The sequence below is a fragment of the Streptomyces sp. MMS24-W38 genome (assembly GCF_059889265.1).
The window spans coordinates 112796-132568 of sequence record NZ_JCBCPP010000002.1; the positions used below are offsets into that span (position 1 = coordinate 112796).

At 72.3% G+C, this 19773-nt stretch carries 21 protein-coding genes and 1 pseudogene; 7 read left to right on the forward strand and 15 right to left on the reverse strand.

The annotated features are described in order from the left end of the window. Positions 1 to 199: 199 nt before the first annotated feature. The 4 genes and pseudogenes from AC6F7H_RS33495 to AC6F7H_RS33510 all read right to left on the reverse strand — a co-directional run bounded on the left by AC6F7H_RS33495 (position 200) and on the right by AC6F7H_RS33510 (position 3825). Positions 200 to 1441 (reverse strand): cytochrome P450, encoded by a 1242-nt coding sequence (locus AC6F7H_RS33495; protein WP_500762394.1) that lies wholly within the window; start codon positions 1439 to 1441, stop codon positions 200 to 202. Between the two features lie 114 nt (positions 1442 to 1555). Continuing rightward, positions 1556 to 2569, reverse strand: a complete 1014-nt coding sequence (locus AC6F7H_RS33500; RefSeq protein WP_500762560.1) for a methyltransferase — start codon at positions 2567 to 2569, stop codon at positions 1556 to 1558. 253 nt (positions 2570 to 2822) lie between these two features. After that, positions 2823 to 3466, reverse strand: a pseudogene (locus AC6F7H_RS33505) (serine hydrolase). After that, complete coding sequence (locus AC6F7H_RS33510) at positions 3391 to 3825, reverse strand: serine hydrolase (RefSeq protein ID WP_500762396.1); 435 nt, start codon at positions 3823 to 3825, stop codon at positions 3391 to 3393. Before AC6F7H_RS33510 ends, AC6F7H_RS33505 begins: the two are co-directional and overlap by 76 nt. Before the next feature lie 66 nt (positions 3826 to 3891). On the opposite strand from AC6F7H_RS33510, the gene AC6F7H_RS33515 reads away from it, so the two are divergent. Further along, positions 3892 to 4320: an enediyne antibiotic chromoprotein gene (locus AC6F7H_RS33515; RefSeq protein ID WP_500762398.1), complete on the forward strand. Its 429-nt coding sequence runs from the start codon at positions 3892 to 3894 to the stop codon at positions 4318 to 4320. On the opposite strand, the gene AC6F7H_RS33520 is transcribed toward AC6F7H_RS33515, so the two are convergent. Together AC6F7H_RS33520 and AC6F7H_RS33525 are read right to left on the reverse strand one after the other, a co-directional pair. Next, positions 4299 to 4625, reverse strand: coding sequence for a DUF6052 family protein (locus AC6F7H_RS33520; RefSeq protein ID WP_500762562.1), 327 nt, complete (start codon positions 4623 to 4625; stop codon positions 4299 to 4301). The genes AC6F7H_RS33515 and AC6F7H_RS33520 overlap by 22 nt on opposite strands. After that, the gene (locus tag AC6F7H_RS33525) at positions 4622 to 5137 is read right to left on the reverse strand and encodes a hypothetical protein (RefSeq protein ID WP_500762400.1); all 516 of its coding nucleotides are present in this window, start codon (positions 5135 to 5137) and stop codon (positions 4622 to 4624) included. The genes AC6F7H_RS33520 and AC6F7H_RS33525 overlap by 4 nt, the downstream gene beginning before the upstream one ends. Positions 5138 to 5180: 43 nt before the next feature. Here AC6F7H_RS33525 and AC6F7H_RS33530 point away from each other — a divergent pair, with 43 nt between their 5' ends. Then, positions 5181 to 5441, forward strand: coding sequence for a hypothetical protein (locus tag AC6F7H_RS33530; protein ID WP_500762402.1), 261 nt, complete (start codon positions 5181 to 5183; stop codon positions 5439 to 5441). A gap of 46 nt (positions 5442 to 5487) precedes the next feature. On the opposite strand, the gene AC6F7H_RS33535 is transcribed toward AC6F7H_RS33530, so the two are convergent. Beyond that, entirely contained in the window at positions 5488 to 5700 is a 213-nt protein-coding gene (locus tag AC6F7H_RS33535) for a DUF4287 domain-containing protein (protein ID WP_500762404.1), read from the reverse strand. Positions 5701 to 5754: 54 nt separating this feature from the next. Beyond that, positions 5755 to 6426, reverse strand: coding sequence for a DUF998 domain-containing protein (locus tag AC6F7H_RS33540; RefSeq protein ID WP_500762406.1), 672 nt, complete (start codon positions 6424 to 6426; stop codon positions 5755 to 5757). A gap of 121 nt (positions 6427 to 6547) precedes the next feature. Here AC6F7H_RS33540 and AC6F7H_RS33545 point away from each other — a divergent pair, with 121 nt between their 5' ends. The 3 genes from AC6F7H_RS33545 to AC6F7H_RS33555 all read left to right on the forward strand — a co-directional run bounded on the left by AC6F7H_RS33545 (position 6548) and on the right by AC6F7H_RS33555 (position 9468). Then, complete coding sequence (locus AC6F7H_RS33545) at positions 6548 to 7216, forward strand: TetR/AcrR family transcriptional regulator (protein WP_500762408.1); 669 nt, start codon at positions 6548 to 6550, stop codon at positions 7214 to 7216. A 407-nt stretch (positions 7217 to 7623) separates the two neighbouring features. After that, positions 7624 to 8046: an SRPBCC family protein gene (locus AC6F7H_RS33550; RefSeq protein WP_500762410.1), complete on the forward strand. Its 423-nt coding sequence runs from the start codon at positions 7624 to 7626 to the stop codon at positions 8044 to 8046. 111 nt (positions 8047 to 8157) lie between these two features. Then, complete coding sequence (locus AC6F7H_RS33555; RefSeq protein WP_500762412.1) at positions 8158 to 9468, forward strand: acyltransferase family protein; 1311 nt, start codon at positions 8158 to 8160, stop codon at positions 9466 to 9468. A gap of 426 nt (positions 9469 to 9894) precedes the next feature. Here the strand turns inward: AC6F7H_RS33555 and AC6F7H_RS33560 are convergent, their stop codons facing one another. Continuing rightward, positions 9895 to 10737, reverse strand: coding sequence for an alpha/beta fold hydrolase (locus AC6F7H_RS33560; RefSeq protein WP_500762414.1), 843 nt, complete (start codon positions 10735 to 10737; stop codon positions 9895 to 9897). 186 nt (positions 10738 to 10923) lie between these two features. Between AC6F7H_RS33560 and AC6F7H_RS33565 the strand changes: the two genes are divergently transcribed. Together AC6F7H_RS33565 and AC6F7H_RS33570 are read left to right on the forward strand one after the other, a co-directional pair. After that, complete coding sequence (locus AC6F7H_RS33565) at positions 10924 to 11268, forward strand: ArsR/SmtB family transcription factor (protein WP_470097117.1); 345 nt, start codon at positions 10924 to 10926, stop codon at positions 11266 to 11268. Then, positions 11265 to 11717 carry an SRPBCC family protein gene (locus AC6F7H_RS33570; RefSeq protein WP_500762416.1) on the forward strand — a complete coding sequence of 151 codons (453 nt, stop codon included), beginning with the start codon at positions 11265 to 11267 and terminating at the stop codon, positions 11715 to 11717. The genes AC6F7H_RS33565 and AC6F7H_RS33570 overlap by 4 nt, the downstream gene beginning before the upstream one ends. Positions 11718 to 11947: 230 nt before the next feature. Here the strand turns inward: AC6F7H_RS33570 and AC6F7H_RS33575 are convergent, their stop codons facing one another. The 6 genes from AC6F7H_RS33575 to asnB form a co-directional block, all read right to left on the reverse strand. Further along, positions 11948 to 12295 (reverse strand): hypothetical protein, encoded by a 348-nt coding sequence (locus AC6F7H_RS33575; protein WP_500762418.1) that lies wholly within the window; start codon positions 12293 to 12295, stop codon positions 11948 to 11950. Positions 12296 to 12549: 254 nt separating this feature from the next. Then, on the reverse strand, positions 12550 to 14364 hold the full coding sequence (locus tag AC6F7H_RS33580; protein ID WP_500762420.1) for an NAD(P)H-dependent oxidoreductase: 1815 nt from the start codon (positions 14362 to 14364) through the stop codon (positions 12550 to 12552). Next, complete coding sequence (locus AC6F7H_RS33585) at positions 14361 to 15788, reverse strand: dihydroorotase (protein WP_500762422.1); 1428 nt, start codon at positions 15786 to 15788, stop codon at positions 14361 to 14363. The genes AC6F7H_RS33580 and AC6F7H_RS33585 overlap by 4 nt, the downstream gene beginning before the upstream one ends. Then, positions 15776 to 16879, reverse strand: coding sequence for an acyl-CoA dehydrogenase family protein (locus AC6F7H_RS33590; protein WP_500762424.1), 1104 nt, complete (start codon positions 16877 to 16879; stop codon positions 15776 to 15778). The genes AC6F7H_RS33585 and AC6F7H_RS33590 overlap by 13 nt, the downstream gene beginning before the upstream one ends. Next, positions 16876 to 17946: a PrpF domain-containing protein gene (locus tag AC6F7H_RS33595; protein ID WP_500762426.1), complete on the reverse strand. Its 1071-nt coding sequence runs from the start codon at positions 17944 to 17946 to the stop codon at positions 16876 to 16878. The genes AC6F7H_RS33590 and AC6F7H_RS33595 overlap by 4 nt, the downstream gene beginning before the upstream one ends. Beyond that, on the reverse strand, positions 17943 to 19757 hold the full coding sequence (asnB, locus tag AC6F7H_RS33600) for an asparagine synthase (glutamine-hydrolyzing) (protein WP_500762428.1): 1815 nt from the start codon (positions 19755 to 19757) through the stop codon (positions 17943 to 17945). The genes AC6F7H_RS33595 and asnB overlap by 4 nt, the downstream gene beginning before the upstream one ends. Positions 19758 to 19773: the final 16 nt, after the last annotated feature.

The window sequence follows — 19773 nt, forward strand, 5'->3', positions numbered from 1 at the left end:
ATTCGGCGGTTCCGGCGCAGTCGGCGGTGGGCCGTCGGAGAGCAGGGCGCGGATGGCGGAGGGCTCGGCTTCGCCAAGTCGTCTTAGGGGCCTGCCGACTTACCTGAATCGTCACGTCCGTGGGCGTGAGGGCGCATCTCTCTAAATGCTGTGCGAAAATCCCGGCCCCGCGGGCGCGCGGGAGGGGCGGCGGCGCAGATCAGGCGCCGAGCACGAGGGGATACGTGTCGAGTCCGCGGACGACCCACCGGTCGCGGTAGACGGGAGAGGCGGCGGCCGTCAGGCGCGGGAAGCGGCGCAGCAGCCGGGGCAGGGCGATCCGGGCCTCCAGGCGGGCGAGGGGGGCGCCGAGGCAGTAGTGGGGGCCCGCGCCGAAGCTCAGGGGCCCCGGGACGCCGCCGCGTGCGGGGTCGAAGCGGTCCGGCGCGGTGAAGCGGCGCGGGTCGCGGTTGGCGGCGGCCAGGATCAGGGTGAGCCGGGTGCCGCGCGGGACGGCGGTGCCGAGCAACTCGGTGTCCTTCGCGGCCCAGCGGCTGGTGACGTGGACGGGCGGCTCGTAGCGCAGGATCTCCTCGACGTAGGCGTCGGCGAAGTCCGCATCGTCGCGCAGCCGATGCGCGTACGGGGCGTGCTCCAGGGCGATCATCAGGCCGTGGCCGATGAGGAAGCTGGTGGTCTCGAAGCCGGCGGTGAGCAGCACCATGAGGTTGCCCATCAGCTCTTCGTGACTGAGCCGCTCGGGGTCGTCGTCGTGGGTCGAGGCGAGCAGGGTGAGGAGGTCGTCGGCGGGCCTGTGGCGGCGCTCCTCGACGAGCCGGCCGAAGTAGCCGGCGAGGGCGTCCATCGCGGCGTCGGCCCGGTTCAGGGCCGTGGGGTCGGAGAGGCCGTCGGTGGACACGGCGATGGTGGAGGCCATCTCGCGGAACCAGACCTGGTCCTCCTCGGGGAAGCCGAGCAGGGCGCCGATGACGGCGATGGGCAGCCGGGAGGCGAACTCGGCGATGACGTCGACAGGGCTGCCGCCGGCGCCGAGGCGGGCCATGCGGTCCAGCAGGCGATCGGCCATGTCCTCGACGACGGAGGCGAGTTCACGCACCCGGGGCGGGGTGAAGGCGAAGGCGGCCAGGGACCTCAGACGGGTGTGGTCGGGCCCGTTGCTGTAGAGCATCGAGCTGGTGAAGGCGCGCAGGGAGGAGTGGGAGCGCCAGGCCGGACCGGCGGCGTCGTAGGCCGTACGGTCCTGGACGTGCAGGTTGTTGTCGCGCAGGGCGCGGGCGCACTCGTCGTACCCGGTGACGACCAGCCGGCCGGGGCCGCGCCGGGCGAGGTCGCCGTGGGCGCGGATCGCCTCGTACAGCGGGTAGGGGTCCTGCCGCCCCCGCACGGTGCCCAGGGCGGCGAACGCCTCCGTCAGGGACAACAGGGGGGCGGGCTCGGCCATCCGGGGTCTCCTCTGCGGCGGGCCGCTCGGTGCGGCCGGGCAGGCCGGTCACGTGGTGCGGGCGGGTCGGTCACGCGGCGCGGGCGGGTCGGCCCGTGGCACGGTCGGCGGCGGTCACGTGGTGCGGTCGACGGCGGTCAGTTCGATGATCGCCGAGGGGCCGGCGGGGTGGACCGCGGCCACCTTCAGACCGGCGTCGGCGGCGAGCGCGGTGAACTCGGGCACGCCGCGCTCCCGGGCCCCGTAGACGCACAGCATCCGCAGGTCCATGCCGGTGTGCGGGGCGTCCCCTCGATGGCCGACCGACTCGATGACGAAGACGGAGCCGGTGCGGCCGGCGGCCTCGGCGCAGCGGCGCAGGATCGCGGTCGCCGCGGTGTCGTCCCAGTCGTGCAGGATCAGCGAGAGCACGTAGCCGTCCGCTCCGGCGGGCAGCGGGTCGAAGAAGCTGCCGGTGACGGCGTCGGCGCGGTCGTCCAGGCCCGAGGCGGCGAAGGACCGTTCGGCGTCGAGCGCGGCCTCCTTCAGGTCCACGACCGTGCCGCGCAGACCGGGGTGGGCTTCGAGCAGGGCGGTCAGCAGGGAGCCGTCGCCGCCGCCCACGTCGACGACGTGGCCGAGGCGGCCCCAGTCGTAGCCGGTGACGATGTCCGGGGCGCGGACGGCCACGTCGGCGCCCAGCAGGGAGTTGAAGGCGGTGGCCCGCTCGGGGTCGGCGGTCAGGTCGTCCCAGTAGGAGCGTCCGTAGCGCACCGGGAAGGCGGCCTCGCCCGTGGTGACGCTGTGCAGCAGCTCCACGAAGGAGAGCTCGCCGCGCCCGCCGGTGTGGATGTCGAACCAGGCGCGCAGACCGGCCGGGTGGTCCTCGCACAGGGGCCGCCCCAGGGCGGTGAGGGCGTACCGGCCGTCCTCGTCACGCTCGAACACCCCCCGCACGGCCAGGTAGCGCAACAGCCGCTCCAGGGCGCCGGGGTGGGCACCGACGGCCTCGGCCAGGGCCGGTGCCGTCCGGGTGCCGGCGGCCATGTGGTCGGCGATCCGCAGGGTCGCGGCCACGCGCACGGCCATCGGCGTGCCCAGGTTCGCCATCCGCCACAGCGCGGCGGCACTGCCGTCCTCGTCACCCAACACAACGATGTCCTCCTTCACCGCGGGCACAGCGGGGCCCGCGGTGCCATCCTCGCGGAGCGGTGGGCCCGGCCCATCTCCTGGATTGCGCTCCTGGGACGCCGGGTCGTACGGGGGTATGTGCGTCTCGGCCATCTCCTGACCGGTGGCGGTCATGTGCGGTCGGAGCCGCTCGGTGAAGGTGTCGTCGACTTCGGGGCGGCCCCTCGAAGGACTTCCGGCTGACCAGCGTGGAGAACGAGCTGACGCGCGCTCAGGCAGCGGAGCACAGAGCGTGGTCGATGAGGTGGCGCAGTGCGTCTTCCCGACGGTCCGCGGTCCGCGGGTCCGCCGGGCGGCTGTGCACAGAGACGGTGATGGCGCGTCGGCCGTCCGTGGTGGTCGCCGCATGGACGGCATATCCGAAGCCGCTTCCTCCGTGTCCCAGGTAACCGCCACCGCAGGACAGGGGGGTGAAGAACAGGCCCGGGCCGTCCTCGGTGCCCGCGGGGTGGCCGCCGTCCTGCGGCACCGGGACCGTGGTCCGCATGGCGGCGAGCCCGGCGGGCTTCAGCAGCCGTCCGCCGACCAGGGCGGTGAAGAAGCGGTTGAGGTCACGGGCCGTGCCGGTCGTCGAGCCGTCGGCCCCGCTGTCGAAGGGGCGGCAGGGGAGGGTGGTGTCGACCAACGGTCCGTCCGCGGTGAACTGCTGGTGGTTGGACGTGTGCGGACGCGGCAGGAACGGCCGGGTGCCGGGGGTGTCGGTCCGTTCCAGGCCGAGCGGGGCGGGATGCGGCTGTGGACCTGCCGTTCCCAGGTACGGCCCGTGATCTTTTCGATGATCATTCCGGCGAGTACGTAGTTCGTGTCGGAGTACTCCCGGCGGGTGCCTGCCGGAAAGGCGGGCTCATGGCGCATGGCCAGGCCGACCAGCTCTTCGGGTGTGCAGGCACGCCACCGTTTGGCGAAGCAGGTCTGTGCACGGGACTCGGGAAGACGTCGGGGACGTAGTCGGGAAGGCCGCTGGTGTGCTGCAGCAGGTCGCGGACGGTGATGGCCCGTCCGTCGTTTCCGGCTCCTGACACGGCCCCGGGCAGCAGTTGCTCCACCGTCTGGTCGAGGGAGAGCCGCTTCCGGGAGCGGGCCGTGTCCTTCGCGGCCCGCACGGACGCGCGGCCGGAGAACGCGCTGCGCGGCTGCCCACCACCTCCGTCACCAGGTGAGTTGCACGGAGCAACTTGGAAGATGCCGCCGCTTTCCAAGGTCACTAACTTCATATGTGGGCGCTACACGAAGCCCTCAACAACCCCCACGGTTTTAAACGGAGTTGAACTGTGACTGCCATGAAGAAGCTCAGCCTCATCACCCGTCTCGGCGCCACTGCCGCCATCGCCACCGGCCTGGCTCTCGCCGTCCAGCCTTCGGCCATGGCTGCGCCCACGGTCTCGGTCTCGCCGGCCTCCGGCCTCTCCGACGGCCAGACGGTCGCCGTCTCGGCCAGCGGCCTCACCCCGAACACGGTCTTCCACATCGGCCAGTGCGCGCAGGTGGAGCCGCAGAAGTTCGGGTGCAACAAGTCCACCTCTGTGGACGTCACCACGAACGCCCAGGGCCAGATCAACACCTCCCTGACTGTCCGCAGTTCCTTCGAGGCAGTCGTGAGCGCCGACGGTCCGGTCTGGGGCACCGTGGACGCCAGGACCACGCAGACCCAGGTGGTCGTGCTCAGCGACACCGGTGAGGGCGGTGGTCAGGCAATCACCTTCAACTGATCGCAGGTTCCCCCCACACACCACCAGCGGCGGAACCCCGGAATGCCAAGAGGCCGGGGCTCCGCCGCTGTGCGTGTTTGCGCATGCGCTGATCGCCCGACGCGGCGAGTGCGTCCAGCGGCTCGGGACGCGGCTGTGCCAGGGCCGACGCGCGCGTAGGGGTCGATGTCGATCGTCTGGTCGTCCAGGGCGACGCGCGGTTCCGCGAGGGCACTACACGGAGCGGACGGCACCGCGGGCACCGGGCACTCCTGGGCCGGTGCCGGCAGGGCGTGCCGGCTCTCGCAGTCGGCGTTCCTGGTCAGGCGTGAGCCGCGAGCTGTCCTTCGCCAGGGAGCCGCGCCGCCTTCCGCTTCGTTCGGGGCGGACTGCCCGCCGGGGCGATTCCGACCTGGGGACGCATGCCGGTCTCACGCGCGGAGTCCTCGGCAATACGCTCGCGCGGCCTTTTCGCGGCCTCACCCGTGAGGCCGTTCGTCAGCCGGACACGCTGGGCTTCACGTGCGACAACACCGCCTACCGACCGGTGATGGACGCGATGAAGCCGCCGGCGAAGTACGCCGATGTCGCCGGCAGGATCCGCTTCCACGACCCCGCCGACGAGGCGCCGATGAAGGACGTCGTGCGCAAGGACCGGCGCGAGGCCGTCGTCGACGACAAGGACAAGGTCGAGCGCATCCCATACGGGTGGTGTGTCCTGGTCGCGCTGCGGGACGCGATCCGCCGCCGCGAGATCCGCATCGGGGGCGGGCTGCGCCGGCGTGTCCCGGAAGGCGACCTGCCCGGCGACTTCGAGGCCACCCGCGTCGTGCGCCACGGGGCGATCCGACAGCCGGCGCAAGGGCGAGCCGTGGATCACCGTGCCCGATCCGGAGAAGCCGGACGAGCCGACCGGTCCGCAGGCACTCAAGGACGAGGTCGTACGCCGCTGGGGCGTCCTCGGCCTCCTGGACGTGTTCGAGGACGCCGGCTTCGACACCGGCTTCACCGACGAGTTCACCTCGGTCGCCGCGTACCGGCGCATCGACCGTGACGGTCTCCGGCGCCGTCCGCTCCTCAGGGCACCGCGTGCGTCCCGGTCGGCCGGGGACCGGACAAGCAGCGTGGCCTCCCGCGGTTGATCACGCGAGAGACCATGGTTTCCCCCTGTTCGAGGTCAGGCGCGGTTCACCCTTCGCTGTCCTCGGAGAGGGTGTGTGCGACGAGCGCGTAGGCGTGGCCGTGCCCCAGGCCGTACTCGGTCTTGAGCCAGGAGACCAGCTCCATGTGCTTGGTCAGCGGTGAGGAGCGGATCAGGTCCTTCCACTCGGCGACCGGGCGGCCGTACTTCTCCTCGATCGCGGGGAAGTAGCTGGCGGGGTCCTTCATTGTTCTGGCCATGATGCTGAATCCCGTCCGTTCGTATTTGGTGATCTTGGATTGTGGATGGAGCGGCTACCGCTGCGCCGGGGGCGCCATGGTCATCAGCCGGGCGACAACCACGGTGAGCCAGAGAAGTCCGAGCCCGGCTCCGGCGGTGAACGCCAGGACGTTGGCGGCCGAGGCGGCGAACCCCACGAGGACTCCCACCGGCACGATGCGGGAGGCCACCGCCCACCCGCGTCGGTTCTGGGCGGCGAAGTGGCGGGCCAGTACGAGGAACGCGGCGCACAGTGCCAGGTAGCCCACCATGCCGCTGAGCATGTGGACGGTGCCGTGCGCGCTCACGGAGGCGACGTGGTCCTCGGGGGTGCCGGCGGGGAACCCGGCAGCCGGGTCGGCGGTGAAGGCGCCGGCGAGCAGGAACGAGGCACCGAACACGCCGATCAATCGCGGTGCCCAGGTGCCGCCGGGTGTATCGCGCAGCGCCTGGCGCATCCCGACCCCGCCGGCGATGACCAGGACGCCCGTGAGCATGAAGGCGGTGACCTGGATCCATCCGAGGTCGCCGAGGCTGAGCTGGCTGAGGGCATTACGGGTGAATTCGAAGCCGTCCCGGGTGAGGCCCTGTATCAGGCCCGCGCCCAGGAACAGCGGGCCCGCCACGGTGGCGACGGCCAGCAGGGTCCGCGTTGTCGACCGGGCCGGGGCGGGCACGGTGGTGGGAGCACTGATCGCCTGGGTCATGTGATGTCTTCCTCGACGGAGAGGGTCAATTCCGGAACTAGACGGTGTGGTACCGCTTGGACTGGACGGTACAGTACCGAAGTGGGAACTGGACTGTCCAGTACTTGAATCAGGAGGTGGCATGGAAGCGAACGAGCTCGGCCGGTCAGCACTCAAGCGTCAGGCGATCATGGAGGCCGCGACCAGCGCGTTCATGAGCAAGGGCTACTCCGGTACCAGCATGGACGACATCGCGAAGCTGGCCGCGGTGTCCAAACAGACCGTCTACAAGCACTTCTCCGACAAGGAGAAGCTGTTCGCCGAGATCGTCCTGGCCACCACCGACCGGATCGACGGCATGGTCGACCTGGTGGCCCACATCCCGGCCGACGCCGACACCCTGGAAGACAACCTGATCCATCTCGCCCGCCAGTTCCTGGCCGCACTCACACAGCCCCAGGTCCTCCAGCTGCGGCGCCTGGTCATCGCGAACGCGGACGCCTTCCCCGCACTGGGCGCCAACTGGTACGAGCAGGGCTTCGAACGGGTCCTGGCCACCCTGGCGGCCACCTTCCAGCGCCTTGCCGACCACGGACTGCTCCGGTGCGACGAACCGGCCCTGGCCGCCAACCACTTCTCCGGCCTGCTGCTGTGGACCCCCGTGAACAAGGCCATGTTCCACGGCAGCCCCCAGCACACCGAGGCCGAGCTCGACCACTACGCCGTCGCCGGCGTCCGTACCTTCCTCGCCGCCTACCGTCGACCACCGCGGACACACCGCACCCGAAGCACCCTCGAGGGAGCCATATGACCTGGTCCGAGCGCACCGTCGTGCGCGACGGCGACGCGTCTCCTGCCGCGACCGGGGGCGCAGGGGGACACCCGTCGTCCTGCTGCACAAGCCGGCCGGGCACGGGGGCGAGTGGGACACGATCGCCCGGAACCCGAACCTCCGGCACCGTGTCGTCGCGGTCCTCGAACCTCGGCTGCGGCCCGGCCGGAGGGCCGGGTCTGTCGAACGAGCCGTGTGCCAAGGCGGTTGGGGTTACTGACGGGCTGCGGAGAGCCGGCCGTCGAAGGTGATGCCGAAGGCGTTCGGGGCGTCACCCGGTGCAGGGTGGCGGTCGGCCGAACTGCGCACGATGGAAGATGCGTACGCGGTCGCGCCTTGGAAGGCTGGGCCGGACGCCCACCCCCACAGAAAATCAGGGAGACTCAGTGGCGCAGTCCGCGACCACCGACACGTTTGCGGCCGCCCTCGCCGAGGGCCCGTGCTTACCGGGCTTCGGCGAACCCATGCTCACGCGCGTCTTTACCGCCCCGCGGGAGCTGGTGTTCAGGGCATTCATCGAGCCCGAGCAGTTCGTCAGGTTCTGGGCCCCCGCCGGCTCGGCGATTCCCCTGTCCAGCGTGACCATCGAGCCCTGGGCCGGAGGGCGGCTGAAGTACAACACGGTGACGGACACGGGAGTCACCCATCCCGTGCTGTGCACCTTCCTTGCCGTGGAGGAGCCGGAGACGCTCAGCTACGCGGATCACGTCTCGGGAGTCGACGTGAGCGTGGTCCTCAGCGATCTCGGTGACGGAAGAACCCTGGCCTCGCTGTTCCACCGGGTGAGCCGGGCCGTCCCACGGCTGTAGGACAGCGCTCACCGGCAGGTGACACCCCGTCGGAAACCGCACACGAGGAGATGCGTCATAGCGGCCACCGCACCGAAGCTGGGGCGGCCGAACGAACAGGAGGTAGCCGCTATGACGGCACTCGGAACCGGGCCCGCTCCAGCGACCCGCGACAAGAAACGCATCGCCAACCTCGACGGGGTCCGCGGGCTCTGCGCGATGGTGGTTGTCATCACCCACGTCGCATTCAGCACCGGAGTGGTCCTCGGCTCCGAATCCGGACCGCCGCAGAAGGGGATCTGGTCCGTACTGGCGGTGGGTCTGGAGGTGGGCCTGGGACCCTTCTTCATCCTCTCCGGCCTGCTGCTCTACAAACCTTTCGCCCGCATGACCCTCCTCGGCACCCCGCGGCCGACTCTGGGGAAGTTCTTCCTGCGGCGCGGACTGCGCCTCATGCCGAGCTACTGGCTGTTGACGGCCTTCTGTCTGCTCTTCCTCAACTTCAGCAGCATCGACTCGGTCTGGTACGTGCTGCGCCCGATCGTGCTCATGCAGAACTACGACTACATGTGGTACGCGGGTATGGATCCGTCGTGGACCATCCCGACCGAGGCCCAGCTCTACCTCGTTCTGCCGCTGCTCGCGCTGTTGATGCACCGGCTGGCCGGCCGGGTCACCGATCCGCGGCGCAAGGTACGCCGGATGATGATCCCGCTCGGCGTCATGGTGGTGGCCGGCTGGGCCTTCGCCGGGTACATGCACATGGAGCACCTGGGACCCTGGCCGCCCGAGTACTGGTGGCCGTTCAGCCGTCTCGGCCTGTTCGCCGTCGGCATGGGGATGGCGATCCTGTCGGTGCGCGCCGAGAGCGAGCCGAACGCGGTGCCCGCGCTCTACCGTGCGGCCACGAAGCGGCCCCACCTGTTCTGGGTCGGCGCTCTGGCCGCCTACCTCGTGGTTTGCGCGGCGCCTCTGGGTAACCCGGGCACCTGGGATTACGGAACCCCGCAGTTCGCCATGATCCAGCACGTCGCCTTCGTCGCCTTCGCGTTCCTGCTCATGGTCCCGCTGGTCGCGCCGAAGGCCAGCTCCCCGCTGATGGACACCGTGCTGAGCAACCGCCCGACACGATTCCTCGGACGCATCTCCTACGGCATCTACCTCTGGCACTTCGTGGTGATGTACCTGTACTGGCAGAGTGGCAGCATCTTCGGCGCTCCCCCGCAGATCGCCAACGCCCTGATCGACAAGGCCGGCTTCTGGGAGTTGCTGGGCGTGGTCGTGGTCGGCACGATCGCCATCGCGACCTTGAGCTACTACTTCTTCGAGCGTCCCCTGATGCGTCTGGGCGAGCGCTGGATCAGCCGCAGGAAGCAGGCCGTCGCGCCCGCGGGCCGTACGGCCGGGACACCGCTGCCCGAGAAGCAGTCGGCGTCGGTCTGACCCGGCCGCGGGCCGGGTGGCCCGCAGCCCGGTCAGCCCCTGGTCCGGAACACTGGTTCGTCTCGATCCGTGTTCCGGACCAGGGGCTTTTCGCCTGTCCGAACGAGGCCGCCACGACGCTTGCGGACCTCCTGCGGAGCGCGGCCCACGCCCGGCTCCTGGCCCGGCCGCCACCGGGAACCGGTGGCGGCCGGGCCCCGGAACGACCAGCCGGTCGCGGTAGGCCGCGGCACCGGCGGAGACGTGGCGGGGAAGCGGCGCGGCAGCATGGGCAACGCGATCCCGGCCTCCGGACGGGCGAGTGGCGCGCCCAGGCAGAAGTGCCTGTTGCACCGGGGTGGGTGGGACCACAAGACGCGGCCCCCGGCCCGTCCGCGGAACTTCCGCGGACGGGCCGGGGGCCACCGGGGGCCACCCGGGTCCAGGTCACTGACCGGCGGCGAACGCCTTGCGCAGCTCCTCGGCGAACGGGGCACTGTGCGTCAGGAATCCCTGGTGGTCTCCGGGGAAGTCCACGACCTCCGCTCCGACGCTCTCGGCGAGGGCGAGACTCGCCTGCTGGACGGGCTGTCCCTTGGACGCCTCGCCTGCCGCGCAGACGATACGGGTCGAGGCAGACTTCAGCGCCGCGGCGTCCGGAGTGAAGCGGCTGAACGGCAGCATGACATTGCCGACGAAGAACTCGGCGTTCGCCGCCATCCGGCCCATCATCTCCATCATCTCCGGGCTCGGCGCACCCATCTCCGGCGGGGCCGGCGGCGGGGCGTCCTCCCCCTCCACACCGGCGATGAACTTCTGCATCGCCGGACCGACACCGTCGGCCCGGTAGGTGTCGTAGACGTCCTGGAAGTGCTCGCGCCAGCGGTCGCTGTCCGGCAGCAGCTCCATCACCGGCGGTTCGTGCACCACCAGGGCCTTCACCTGCTCGGGGTGGCGGGCGACGAGGTCGAGACCGACCAGGGCGCCTCCGCTGCTGCCGAAGACGTAGGCGGGCTCGTCCGTCACTGCCGCCAGCAGCCGGTGGGCGTCGTCGCTGTGCGCCTCGATCCGCTGCTCCTGCGGCGTCCCGTCAAGGCTGCTGCGTGAGTTGCCCCGCGGGTCGTAGGACACGACGGTGTAGTTCTCGGCGAGCGTACCGGTCAGCCCCGCGTAGATCGCGGCGTCGGTCGGCCCGCCGCAGATGAGCAGCAGCACGGGGCCCTGGCCGGTGACCTCGTAATGCAGCTTCGCGCCTGGTACTTCCAGGTTCTTCACGTTCGTCGAATGCATCAACTCGTCCTCTCGGTCTCGGCTGTCTCGGTTGTCCGGAGCCGTTACTGGAAGCGTCAGGCCGGGGGCTCTGCGCGCGATATCGCTGATGAAGCGGCGTTTCCCTGCGGGGGACACCCTTGACGGGCGCCCGATCCTGGAGACACACTAAACCATCTGGTTAATCAAGCACTAGGTAGAATACGGATGTCAAGCGACGAACTCAGCACCACCTTCTCAGCGTTGGCCGATCCGACCCGGCGAGCCATCCTCGCGCGCCTGGCCGTCGGGGAGGCGACCGTGAATGAGCTGGCCGAGCCCTTCTCCATCAGCCTTCAGGCGGTCTCCAGGCACCTGAAGGTGCTCGAGCGAGCCGGTTTGATCTCCCGGGGCCGCGACGCCCAGTGGAGGCCCTGTCGACTCGAGGTGTCACCGCTGGGCGACGCGGCGGAGTGGATCGAGCGTCAGACGCAGGTCTGGCAGTCGAGGTTCGACCGTCTTGACCAGCACCTGCAGGAAATCCAACGACAGCAAAGAGAGGCACAGACATGAGCGTTCCGAGCACGACCGACTCCGATCTCGGCGAGGTCACCCTCACCCGTGTGTTCGACGCGCCCCGGGAGCGGGTCTTCAGGGCGTTCGTCGAGCCCGGCCAGCTCTCCCGCTTCTGGAGCCCCGCCGGCACGTCCCTGCCCGTCGAGAAGATCACGGTCGATGCCCGTCCCGGCGGGGCCTTCGAGACGGTCATGGTGGCCGACGAGGACGGCACCGAGTACCCGATGAGTGCCACCTACCTCGAGGTGGTCGAGCCGGAGAAGCTCAGTTTCACAGTGGGCGCGACGGGCCTGACCTCGACGCTGACCTTCACCGACGTCGACGGCAAGACGGAGCTGACCGTCCACCAGACCAACGTTCCCGCGATGTTCCGCACCCCCGAGGCGGTGGCCGGCCTGCACAGCAGCTTCGACCAGTTGGTCGGACACCTGGCGCAGACCGCCTGAGGGCGAGACGCCCGCGGCACTCGGCCGCGCCGGACGACGCCGGAGGGCGGCACCACGTCCGGCTTCATTCCGCGCCCGTGTCTGCCGCGGGCGACGAGCAGATCCCGGTGGTTCAACGACCCCGCCCCCCGCATCCGCACCAGGACCTCGCGGGGGTCGGGCAGGGGCGTCTCTCGTTCGTCCTGCCGAAGGACGTCCGCCCTCCGACGAGCCGGCCGGGTGGTAGTACCTCACACCGCCTCCCGGTGGCCGGGGAGAGCCTCCGGCGAGTGCGGCCGTACCAGCGGGGCGGCGTCGCCGAGCACGGACCTCAGGTGGGCGGGGTCGAAGTTGACCGCGCTGCACCAGCGGCCGTCGGTGAACTTGAACCAGACGGAGCTGACGATCTCGCCGACCGGGTTCTCCCCCTCGACGACCTCGTCGCCGAGGGCCCAGCCCTCGGCGGTGTGGGCGGTGGTGCCGTCGGGCAGCAGCAGGTCGACGACCGGGCTGTCCAGCGAGGGCCCGCTGCGGACGTTGGCGTCGCGCCAGATCGGGCCGGGGGTGCTGGGGGCCGGGCGGTAGGAGGTGGCGGTCATGGACGTGCCTTTCGGTGGGGTGGGCGGGGTGGGTGGTGGCGGGCCGTGGGGCTCCGAGGAGCGGAGGCGGGCCGTCCCGAGGCCGTAGGGCCCCGGTGAGTGGGAGGGCGGGACGGTGGCAGGCGGCGGCCGGAGCCGTGCCGGTGCCGCCGACCGCCGCGCGGACGCTGACGAGTGGAACAGGCCGGGGGCGGACCGCGGCCGAAACGGTGCCGGGCCACCGCCGGACCCCGGCAAGCGGAAGCGGACCGGTGTCAGGCCGCCGCCGGGACGCTCCTCGTGCCGTCGGCCGCCGCCGCGCGGATGCCGGCCAGCCACAGCACCTGGCGGACCATCTCGTCCAGGCGCGCCTCGTCCGGCGCCTGCTGCCGGTGTGCGGCCGCTGGCGGTGCGGGCGCCCGGGTGACGGCCACGCCCAGCGGGGCGGGCCAGCCGCGCAGCGCGTGGGCGATCGTGCGCAGGGTGGTGAGGGTGGTGGCGGCGCCCTGGGCTCCCGCGCCGACGGCGACGGTGCCGATGGCGCGCCCGTCGAGGTAGGGCTGCGGCCCGTCGATCTCGTTGACCACGTCGAGGGCGTTCTTCAGCAGCCCGGAGACGCTGGCGTGGTAGGTCGGGGAGACGAGCACCACGCCGTCGGCGCGGCGCAGTTCGGCGAGGAACCCGGCGACGCCCGCGTGGCAGCCCGCCAGACCGGGCCGGTAGGCGGGGAAGTCCAGTTCCGCTCCGGTGAAGACCCGGGCGGTGGCGCCCGCGGCCGTGACGCGCCGGGCGCACCATTGGGCCACCTGGTCCGAGGTCGAGCCGGCCCGCAGGGAGCCGCTGAGCAGCACGATGTGGGGTGTGCGCACGGTATCGGGACCCTTCGGTGGAGTGAGGGAGGGCGCCGGGTCGGCGGACACGGGGGCCGGCCTCCACGCAGCGATGTCGAGCGCGTCCTGGTCCTTCCGGCCGGCCTCCCGCATACGGGTGTTGCGCCGGCGCTCGCCGTCCTGGTCGGCGCCCTGGTCGAGGGCGCCCTGACGGCGCGAGGACAGGACGACGGCGGCGGTGCGGTCCATGCGTTCGCGGGCGTAGGCGGCGAGCGCGGTGGGCACGTGGGCGCAGGCGCCGAGGCGGTCGGCGAGCACGGCGGCGTCCTCGAGCGCCATGTTGGCGCCCTGGCCGAGGGCCGGGACCATGGGGTGGGCGGCGTCGCCGAGCAGGGCGACCCGGTGGTCGGTCCAGCACGAGGCCGGATCGCGGTCGTGGATGTCGGTGACGACGACGTCACCGGGGTCGGCGGCGCGCACCAGGTCGACCACGGGTGGGTACCAGCCCTCCATCGCGGCGAGCAGGGCGCGCCGGGCCTCCTCGGGCCCCTTGGCGGGCCACTCCCCCTCGGGTGCGGTGATCTTGGCGGTCCAGTACAGGGTGTCGTCGCCGACGGGGGCGATGAACAACTGGATGCCGCGGCCGTTGACGACGTGGCCGCGCTGCCCCAGCACGGAGCCGCGGGTGCGTCCGCGCACCGAGGTGTAGCCGCGGTAGACGGGGGGCCCGTCGCCGAGCATGCGGCGCCGCACCGCGGAGTGGATGCCGTCGGCACCGATCAGTACCTGGCAGGCGGCGGCGTTGCCGTCGGAGAGGCGGACGGTGACGTGGTCGTCGTGGCCGGTGTAGTCCTCGACGGCGGTGGCCATCCGCAGGGCGGCGCCCGCGGTGACGGCCTCGTCGAGCAGGGCCCGGTGCAGCGCCGACCGCAGGACGGGGATCTGCGGGGCGCCCGCCGACCGGACGGCGGCCCCGACGGGCTCCTCGGCGAGCACCGTCCCCCGGGAGTCCATCAGGACGCGCACCTCGTCGGGGGCGGTGACGTGCCCGGTGGCGCGGACGCGGGCACCGAGGCCGGTGCCGAGCGCGTCGGCGGCGCGCAGGCCGTTGGGCTGGAGCATCAGCCCGGAGCCGCCCTCCCGGACACCGGCGGCCTGCTCGATCACCGTGACGTCGAAGCCGCGTGCGGCGAGGCCCGCGGCGGCGGCGAGGCCGCCGATACCGCCCCCCGCGATGAATACGGTCTGGCGTCGTCTCATGGCGTTGGAGTCTCCGATCCGGCCGCGCGGGCCGAGGGGGCGGCGGGGCGGGCGGGCGACGCGCCCAGCAGGCGGCCGTCGTAGTCACCGAAGGAACCCGTGGCCGCGTCCCACACGGTGCGGCCGGCGCGCAGGGTCCGCTCGACGCGGCCGGTGAAGGTCCATCCCTCGTACGCCGACCAGCCGCACTTGCTCTCCACCTCGGACGCGGACAGCATCCAGGGCACGTCGGGTGCGAAGAACACCAGGTCGGCGTCGGCGCCCGCCTCCAGGCGTCCCTTGCCGGGCAGCCGGAACAGCTCCGCCGGGCGGGCGGACAGGTGCCGGGCCAGGCGTGCGGCGGCCACGTCCGGGTCCTCTCCGGGCCAGCGCCTGCGCATGCCCGTCCACACGGCGACCGCCAGTTCCTGGACGCCGGGCAGCCCGGGCGGCGACTGGGCGACGCCCCGGGTCTTCTCCGCGACCGTGTGCGGGGCGTGGTCGCTGCCCAGCGTCTCCGCCTGGCCCTCGCGCAGCGCCCGCCACAGCCGGTCCTGGTCACGCGTGCCGCGGATGGACGGCGACAGCCGGGTACGGGCGCCCAGACGGCGGGTGTCCCTGTCGGTGAACGAAAGGTGGTGCCCGGTGACCTCGAAGGTGACGGGAAGCCCCGCCGCCCGCGCCGCGCACACCAGGTCGGCCTCCTCGGCGCTGGACAGGTGCAGGACGTGAGCACGCGTGCCGTGACGGCGCACCAGTTCGAGGACCTTGGCGACGGCGACGATGCCGCCGCTGCGCGGGCGGCGCGCCTCGTACTCCAGATAGCTGCCGGGCTCGCCCCACCAGGCGTCCAGCAGCGAGAACAGCCCGTCGTCCTCGGCGTGCAGGACCAGCTGGACGCCGCCCTCGGCGGCCGCGGCGAACGCCTTCTCCAGTTGGCCGGCGTCGCGCACCACGGTGGGCGCCGTGTGGTGCCCGGTCATGAAGATCTTCACGCTGGTGGCGATCTGCGGCTCCAGCTCGGCCGGCAGTTCAGGGTGGGCCGGGTCGAGCCCGAGGTGGAACCGGTAGTCGACCAGGGAGTGGCCGTCGACGAGGGCCGCCTTGGCGAGCACCGCCTCGGGGAGCAGGGTGGGCGGCACCGTGTTCGGCATGTCCATCACGGTCGTGACACCGCCGCGGACGGCAGCCCTGCTGCCGTGTTCCCAGTCCTCCTTGTGGATGAGGCCGGGGGTACGGAAGTGGACGTGGGAGTCGATGAGTCCGGGCAGGACGTAGTGCTCGCCCGCGTCGAGGCGGGTGACCGCGGCGGGCCCGGGATCGGTGTCCGTGACGGCGGTGATCCGTCCGCCGGAGATGGACACGTGGCCGGGCCGCACGCCCTGCGGGGTGACCAGCCTGCGGCCGCTGACGACGAGTTCGGGGGCGCGGGTCAGCCGGTCCACGACACCGCCACCAGCTCCCGGCACAGGTCGTTGGTCGGTCCCATGAGGGAGACGCCGCGCGCGTCCGCGAGCAGACGGCCGATCCGCGCCCCGTCCCGGTATCCGGCCGAGCCGAGCATGCGGGCGACGTCGAGGCAGATCTCCTCCGCCGCCTCGGTCGCGTACAGCTTGCTGTGCAGGGTGGTCAGGCCCGGGTCGGCGGAGGTGCGCGCCCCGGCCCGCTCCACCACGGCGCGGGCCGCCTCCAGGCGGGTGGCCAGGCCCACCAGCCGATGCCGTACGGCGGGCAGGTCCATGAGCCCGCGGTCGCGGGCGTGCGCGACGGCCAGGTCGAAGGCGGCCTGCGCGGTGCCGACGGCCACCGCTCCAAGGCTGGCCCCGCTCTCGCGGACCGAGGCGATGACGGTGGCGGCCTGCCCCTGCGGGCCGAGCCGGTCGGTGTCCGCGACGACGGCCCCGTCGAGGGTGATCAGACCGGTCGCGGAGCCCCGCATGCCGGCCAGGTCCAGGCCGAGGTCGGGGACCAGCCCGGGATTGTCGGCACCGACGAGGAAGAAGGTCTGCCCCGCTGCCCCGTAACCGCCCGCCGGTGCGCCGGAGGGCCGGGCGGTGCGGACCAGGACCAGATAGAGGTCGGCGACGCCGGCGCCGGTGGTGAAGGCCTTGGTGCCGTTGAGCACCCAGGTGCCGTCCGCGCGGCGCTCCGCCGCCGTGGACAGGTTCTGCTTGGCCGCGCCCGCCCCGCTCTCGCTCCACGCGGAGGCGGCCAGCCAGGTCCCGTCGGCCAGTGACGGCAGCCAGCGGGCCTTTTGCCGCGCGGTGCCCCAGTCGGCGATCCGGGCGCTGACGGCGAAGTGCTGGAACGCGATGATCGCCATCGACGGGTTGACGGCGGCGATCTGTTCGACCAGCGCGTTCACCGCGGCGGCGTCCCGGCCCGCACCGCCGTGCGCGGTGGGGACGGCGGTGGCGAGCAGGCCGCTGGCGCGCAGGGCCGCCAGCGCCTCACGGTCCACCTCGCCGGCCGTGTCGGCCTGATCGGCGCCCTCGCGCAGCAGCGCGCGCAACGCGGGCGTCAGCCGCGGTCTCATACGGCTCCCGACAACGCCAGGCATTGGGCGACCTCCTCGAATTGAAGGTGACTGAGGGGCGCCAGGGCGAAGGAGCCCTGGAAGGTGACGTGCTTGCGGGCGACGGAGGACCACAGCAGGGCTCCGCCGCCGTCGGTGCCGTCAGTGCCGTCGGGCAGGGAGACCACCGAGGTGACAGCCATCCGGCCGCCCGGGGTGGTGATGTCCAGGCGCCCGTCGCCGGCGTCCGTCTCGCGTGTGATCCGCCAGGGCACGGTGCCGGGGATGCGCGCGGCCGTGCTCAGGCACACCGCCCCGGTCAGGGCGAGGGTGGGATGCCAGCCGGGCACGGTCAGGGCACGCACCGCGATGCCGCCATCCTCTCCCGGCAGCACGGCCGCGATCTTGGGGAAGGCGCCGCCGGGCGGCCAGTCGAGCCACCCGGCCGCGGCGGCACGCAGCGACTCCAGGCGCCGGAGCAGATCACCGCCAGCGGCGAACAGGGCGGCCTCGTCGGCCACCTGGAGCGAGCGCGCGTCGACGAAGGCGTAGGTGTTCGCGCTCGCCGCCATCGAGACCTCCACGCGCTGCCCGTCGGCCTCCAGCACCGTCGAGGTCCGCCCGGTGGGCAGCAGTTCGGCGAAGGGCACCGGGCGCGGCTGGACGAAGGTGACGGTGAAACCGACCTCGTCGCGTTCGACCCGGTCGACCTCACAGACCACGCTGTCGCCGGTGTTGTGTACCCGTACCCGTACCCGGGTCCCGGGCACGAGCCTCGGCAGCATGCCCGAGCGGGCGGCGGCGACCACCGCCGCGAGTGCCGAGTGGCCGCAGGAGCCGCGCACGTCGAACCGGTCGGGTCCGCCGGGCAGGGCCTGGACGAACCGGTAGTCGAGGTCGAACATCGGGTGCGCGGACGGTTCCACCAGGGCGATCTTCAGTACGTGGGCGCCGCCCGCGGAGGTCAGGTAGCGGCGGGCCTCGGTCAGATGGCCCAGCAGTGCCGTGTCCTCGCGCGGCAGCCGGGCGGCGTCCAGCACGAACGTCGGGCAGGGGCTGCCGCCGGCGTGGGCGAGGTGGCCGATCATGCCGCCACCGCCACGGGGGCGGGCGGGGCGGCGAGACTGCCCGCGCCCTGGAACTGCTCCCGCCACACCTCGTGCACGAGCACTGCCCACAGCGTCAACGCCGTGGTGTCGCCCGGACGGTATGCCTGCGCGTCGAACAGGGCGTCGACGGCGCCGCCCTCGAGCCGCCCGTCGGCGGCCAGGCGCGCGGGCCGCAGCAGGTCCCGCGCGAACTCCCACAGGGGCGTGCCGGGGGTGAGCATCGTGCTGACCGGCAGGGTGAAAGGCTGCTTGGGCCGGGTGAGCACACTGTCGGGCAGCAGCCCCCGGGCGGCTGCGTACAGGGTGCGCTTGACCTGCCCGCCGTCGATGCGCAGGGCATCGGGCAGCGCCCGGCCCAGAGCCACCAGGGACCGCTGGCAGAACGGAAGCCGCGCCTCGACGGAACCGGCCATGCTCAGGTGGTCGACGCGGCGCAGGTGGTAGGCGGGCAGGCGGTGGCCCAGTTCGAAGCGGGTGATGCGCTCCAGGACGCTGCCGGGCCCATGGAGCAGATCCTGATGGGCTGTCTCGGGCATCGGGGAGACGTGCCGCAGGTGGTCGCGGTAGGCGTCGGTGTAGAGCCCGGCGCGCGTGGCGGCCGGGGCCGCGGAGAGCGCGTCGAGGTAGGCGGTGGCCCAGTCTCCGCCGGCCGCGGCCGTCCGGGCCGCGGCGTGCATCCGCGCGTAGCCGCCGAACACCTCGTCGGCCGCGTCCCCGGTCAGCGCGACGGTGAACCCGGCCTGCCGTACGGCCTGGAACAGGGCGTACGTGCTCAGGGCGATCGGGTCGGCGTTGGGCTGGCCGAGGTGGCGGACGGTCTCCTCGAGCAGGGCGGGGAAGCCGGCCGGGTCGATCTCGACCTGGTGGTGGTCGGTGCCGACGTGCTCGGCAACGGCACGGGCGAAGTGCCGCTCGTCGAACGGCCAGTCACCCCGGTAGGCGATGTTGAAGGAGTGCACGGGGCCGTGCTCGGCGGCCAGCGCGGTGACCAGGCTGGAGTCCAGTCCTCCCGAGGTGATCAGGGCGACGGGCACGTCGGCGACGAGCAGCCGGCCGACCTCCTCGCGCAGCAGGTCGCGCACCAGTTCGGCGGCCCTGTCCGGCTCGGGCAGTTCGGCGGCGGCCGCCACGCGGCACCGGCGGCGAGGGGTGCCGCCCAGGTCGCACACGAGCGTGGTGCCCGGCGGCATTACCTCGATGTCCTCGAACATGGTCTGCTCGCCGAAGGGCGTACGGGTGGCCAGGTAGGCGTCCAGAGCGGTGTCCCGCATCCGGGCGCCGACCGCGCCGAAGCCCAGCAGGGCGGGAATCTCGGAGGCGAAGTGCAGGGAGCGGGCCGCCTCGTCCCACCGGTAGTAGAGCGGCTTCATCCCGATGCCGTCGGTGGCCAGCAGCAGCCGGGGCACCTCGCCGCGCCGGTCGACCAGTGCGATGGCGTACATGCCGTCGAGGTGTTCGGTGAAGTCCTCCCCGTACTCCAGGTACAGGGCCGGGACGACACCGCCGTCGCAGCGGTCGGCGAAGACGTGGCCGCGCGCCCGCAGCCGGCGGCGCAGTTCGTCGTGGTTGTAGATCTCCCCGTTGAACACGGCCTGGACGGGGCCCCCGAGCCCGTACGGCTGCCGTCCGCCGTCCAGGTCGACGACGGCGAGCCGGTCGTAGCCCAGGCCCCATCCGGGGGCCCGGGTCATGCCGGTGGCGTCCGGGCCGCCGTGACGCTGGAGGGCGGCGACGGTGCACATCTCGTGCGGTGTGGCCACCGCGTTGAAGTAGCCGTGGATCCGGCACATGTCTGCCTGTCTTTCC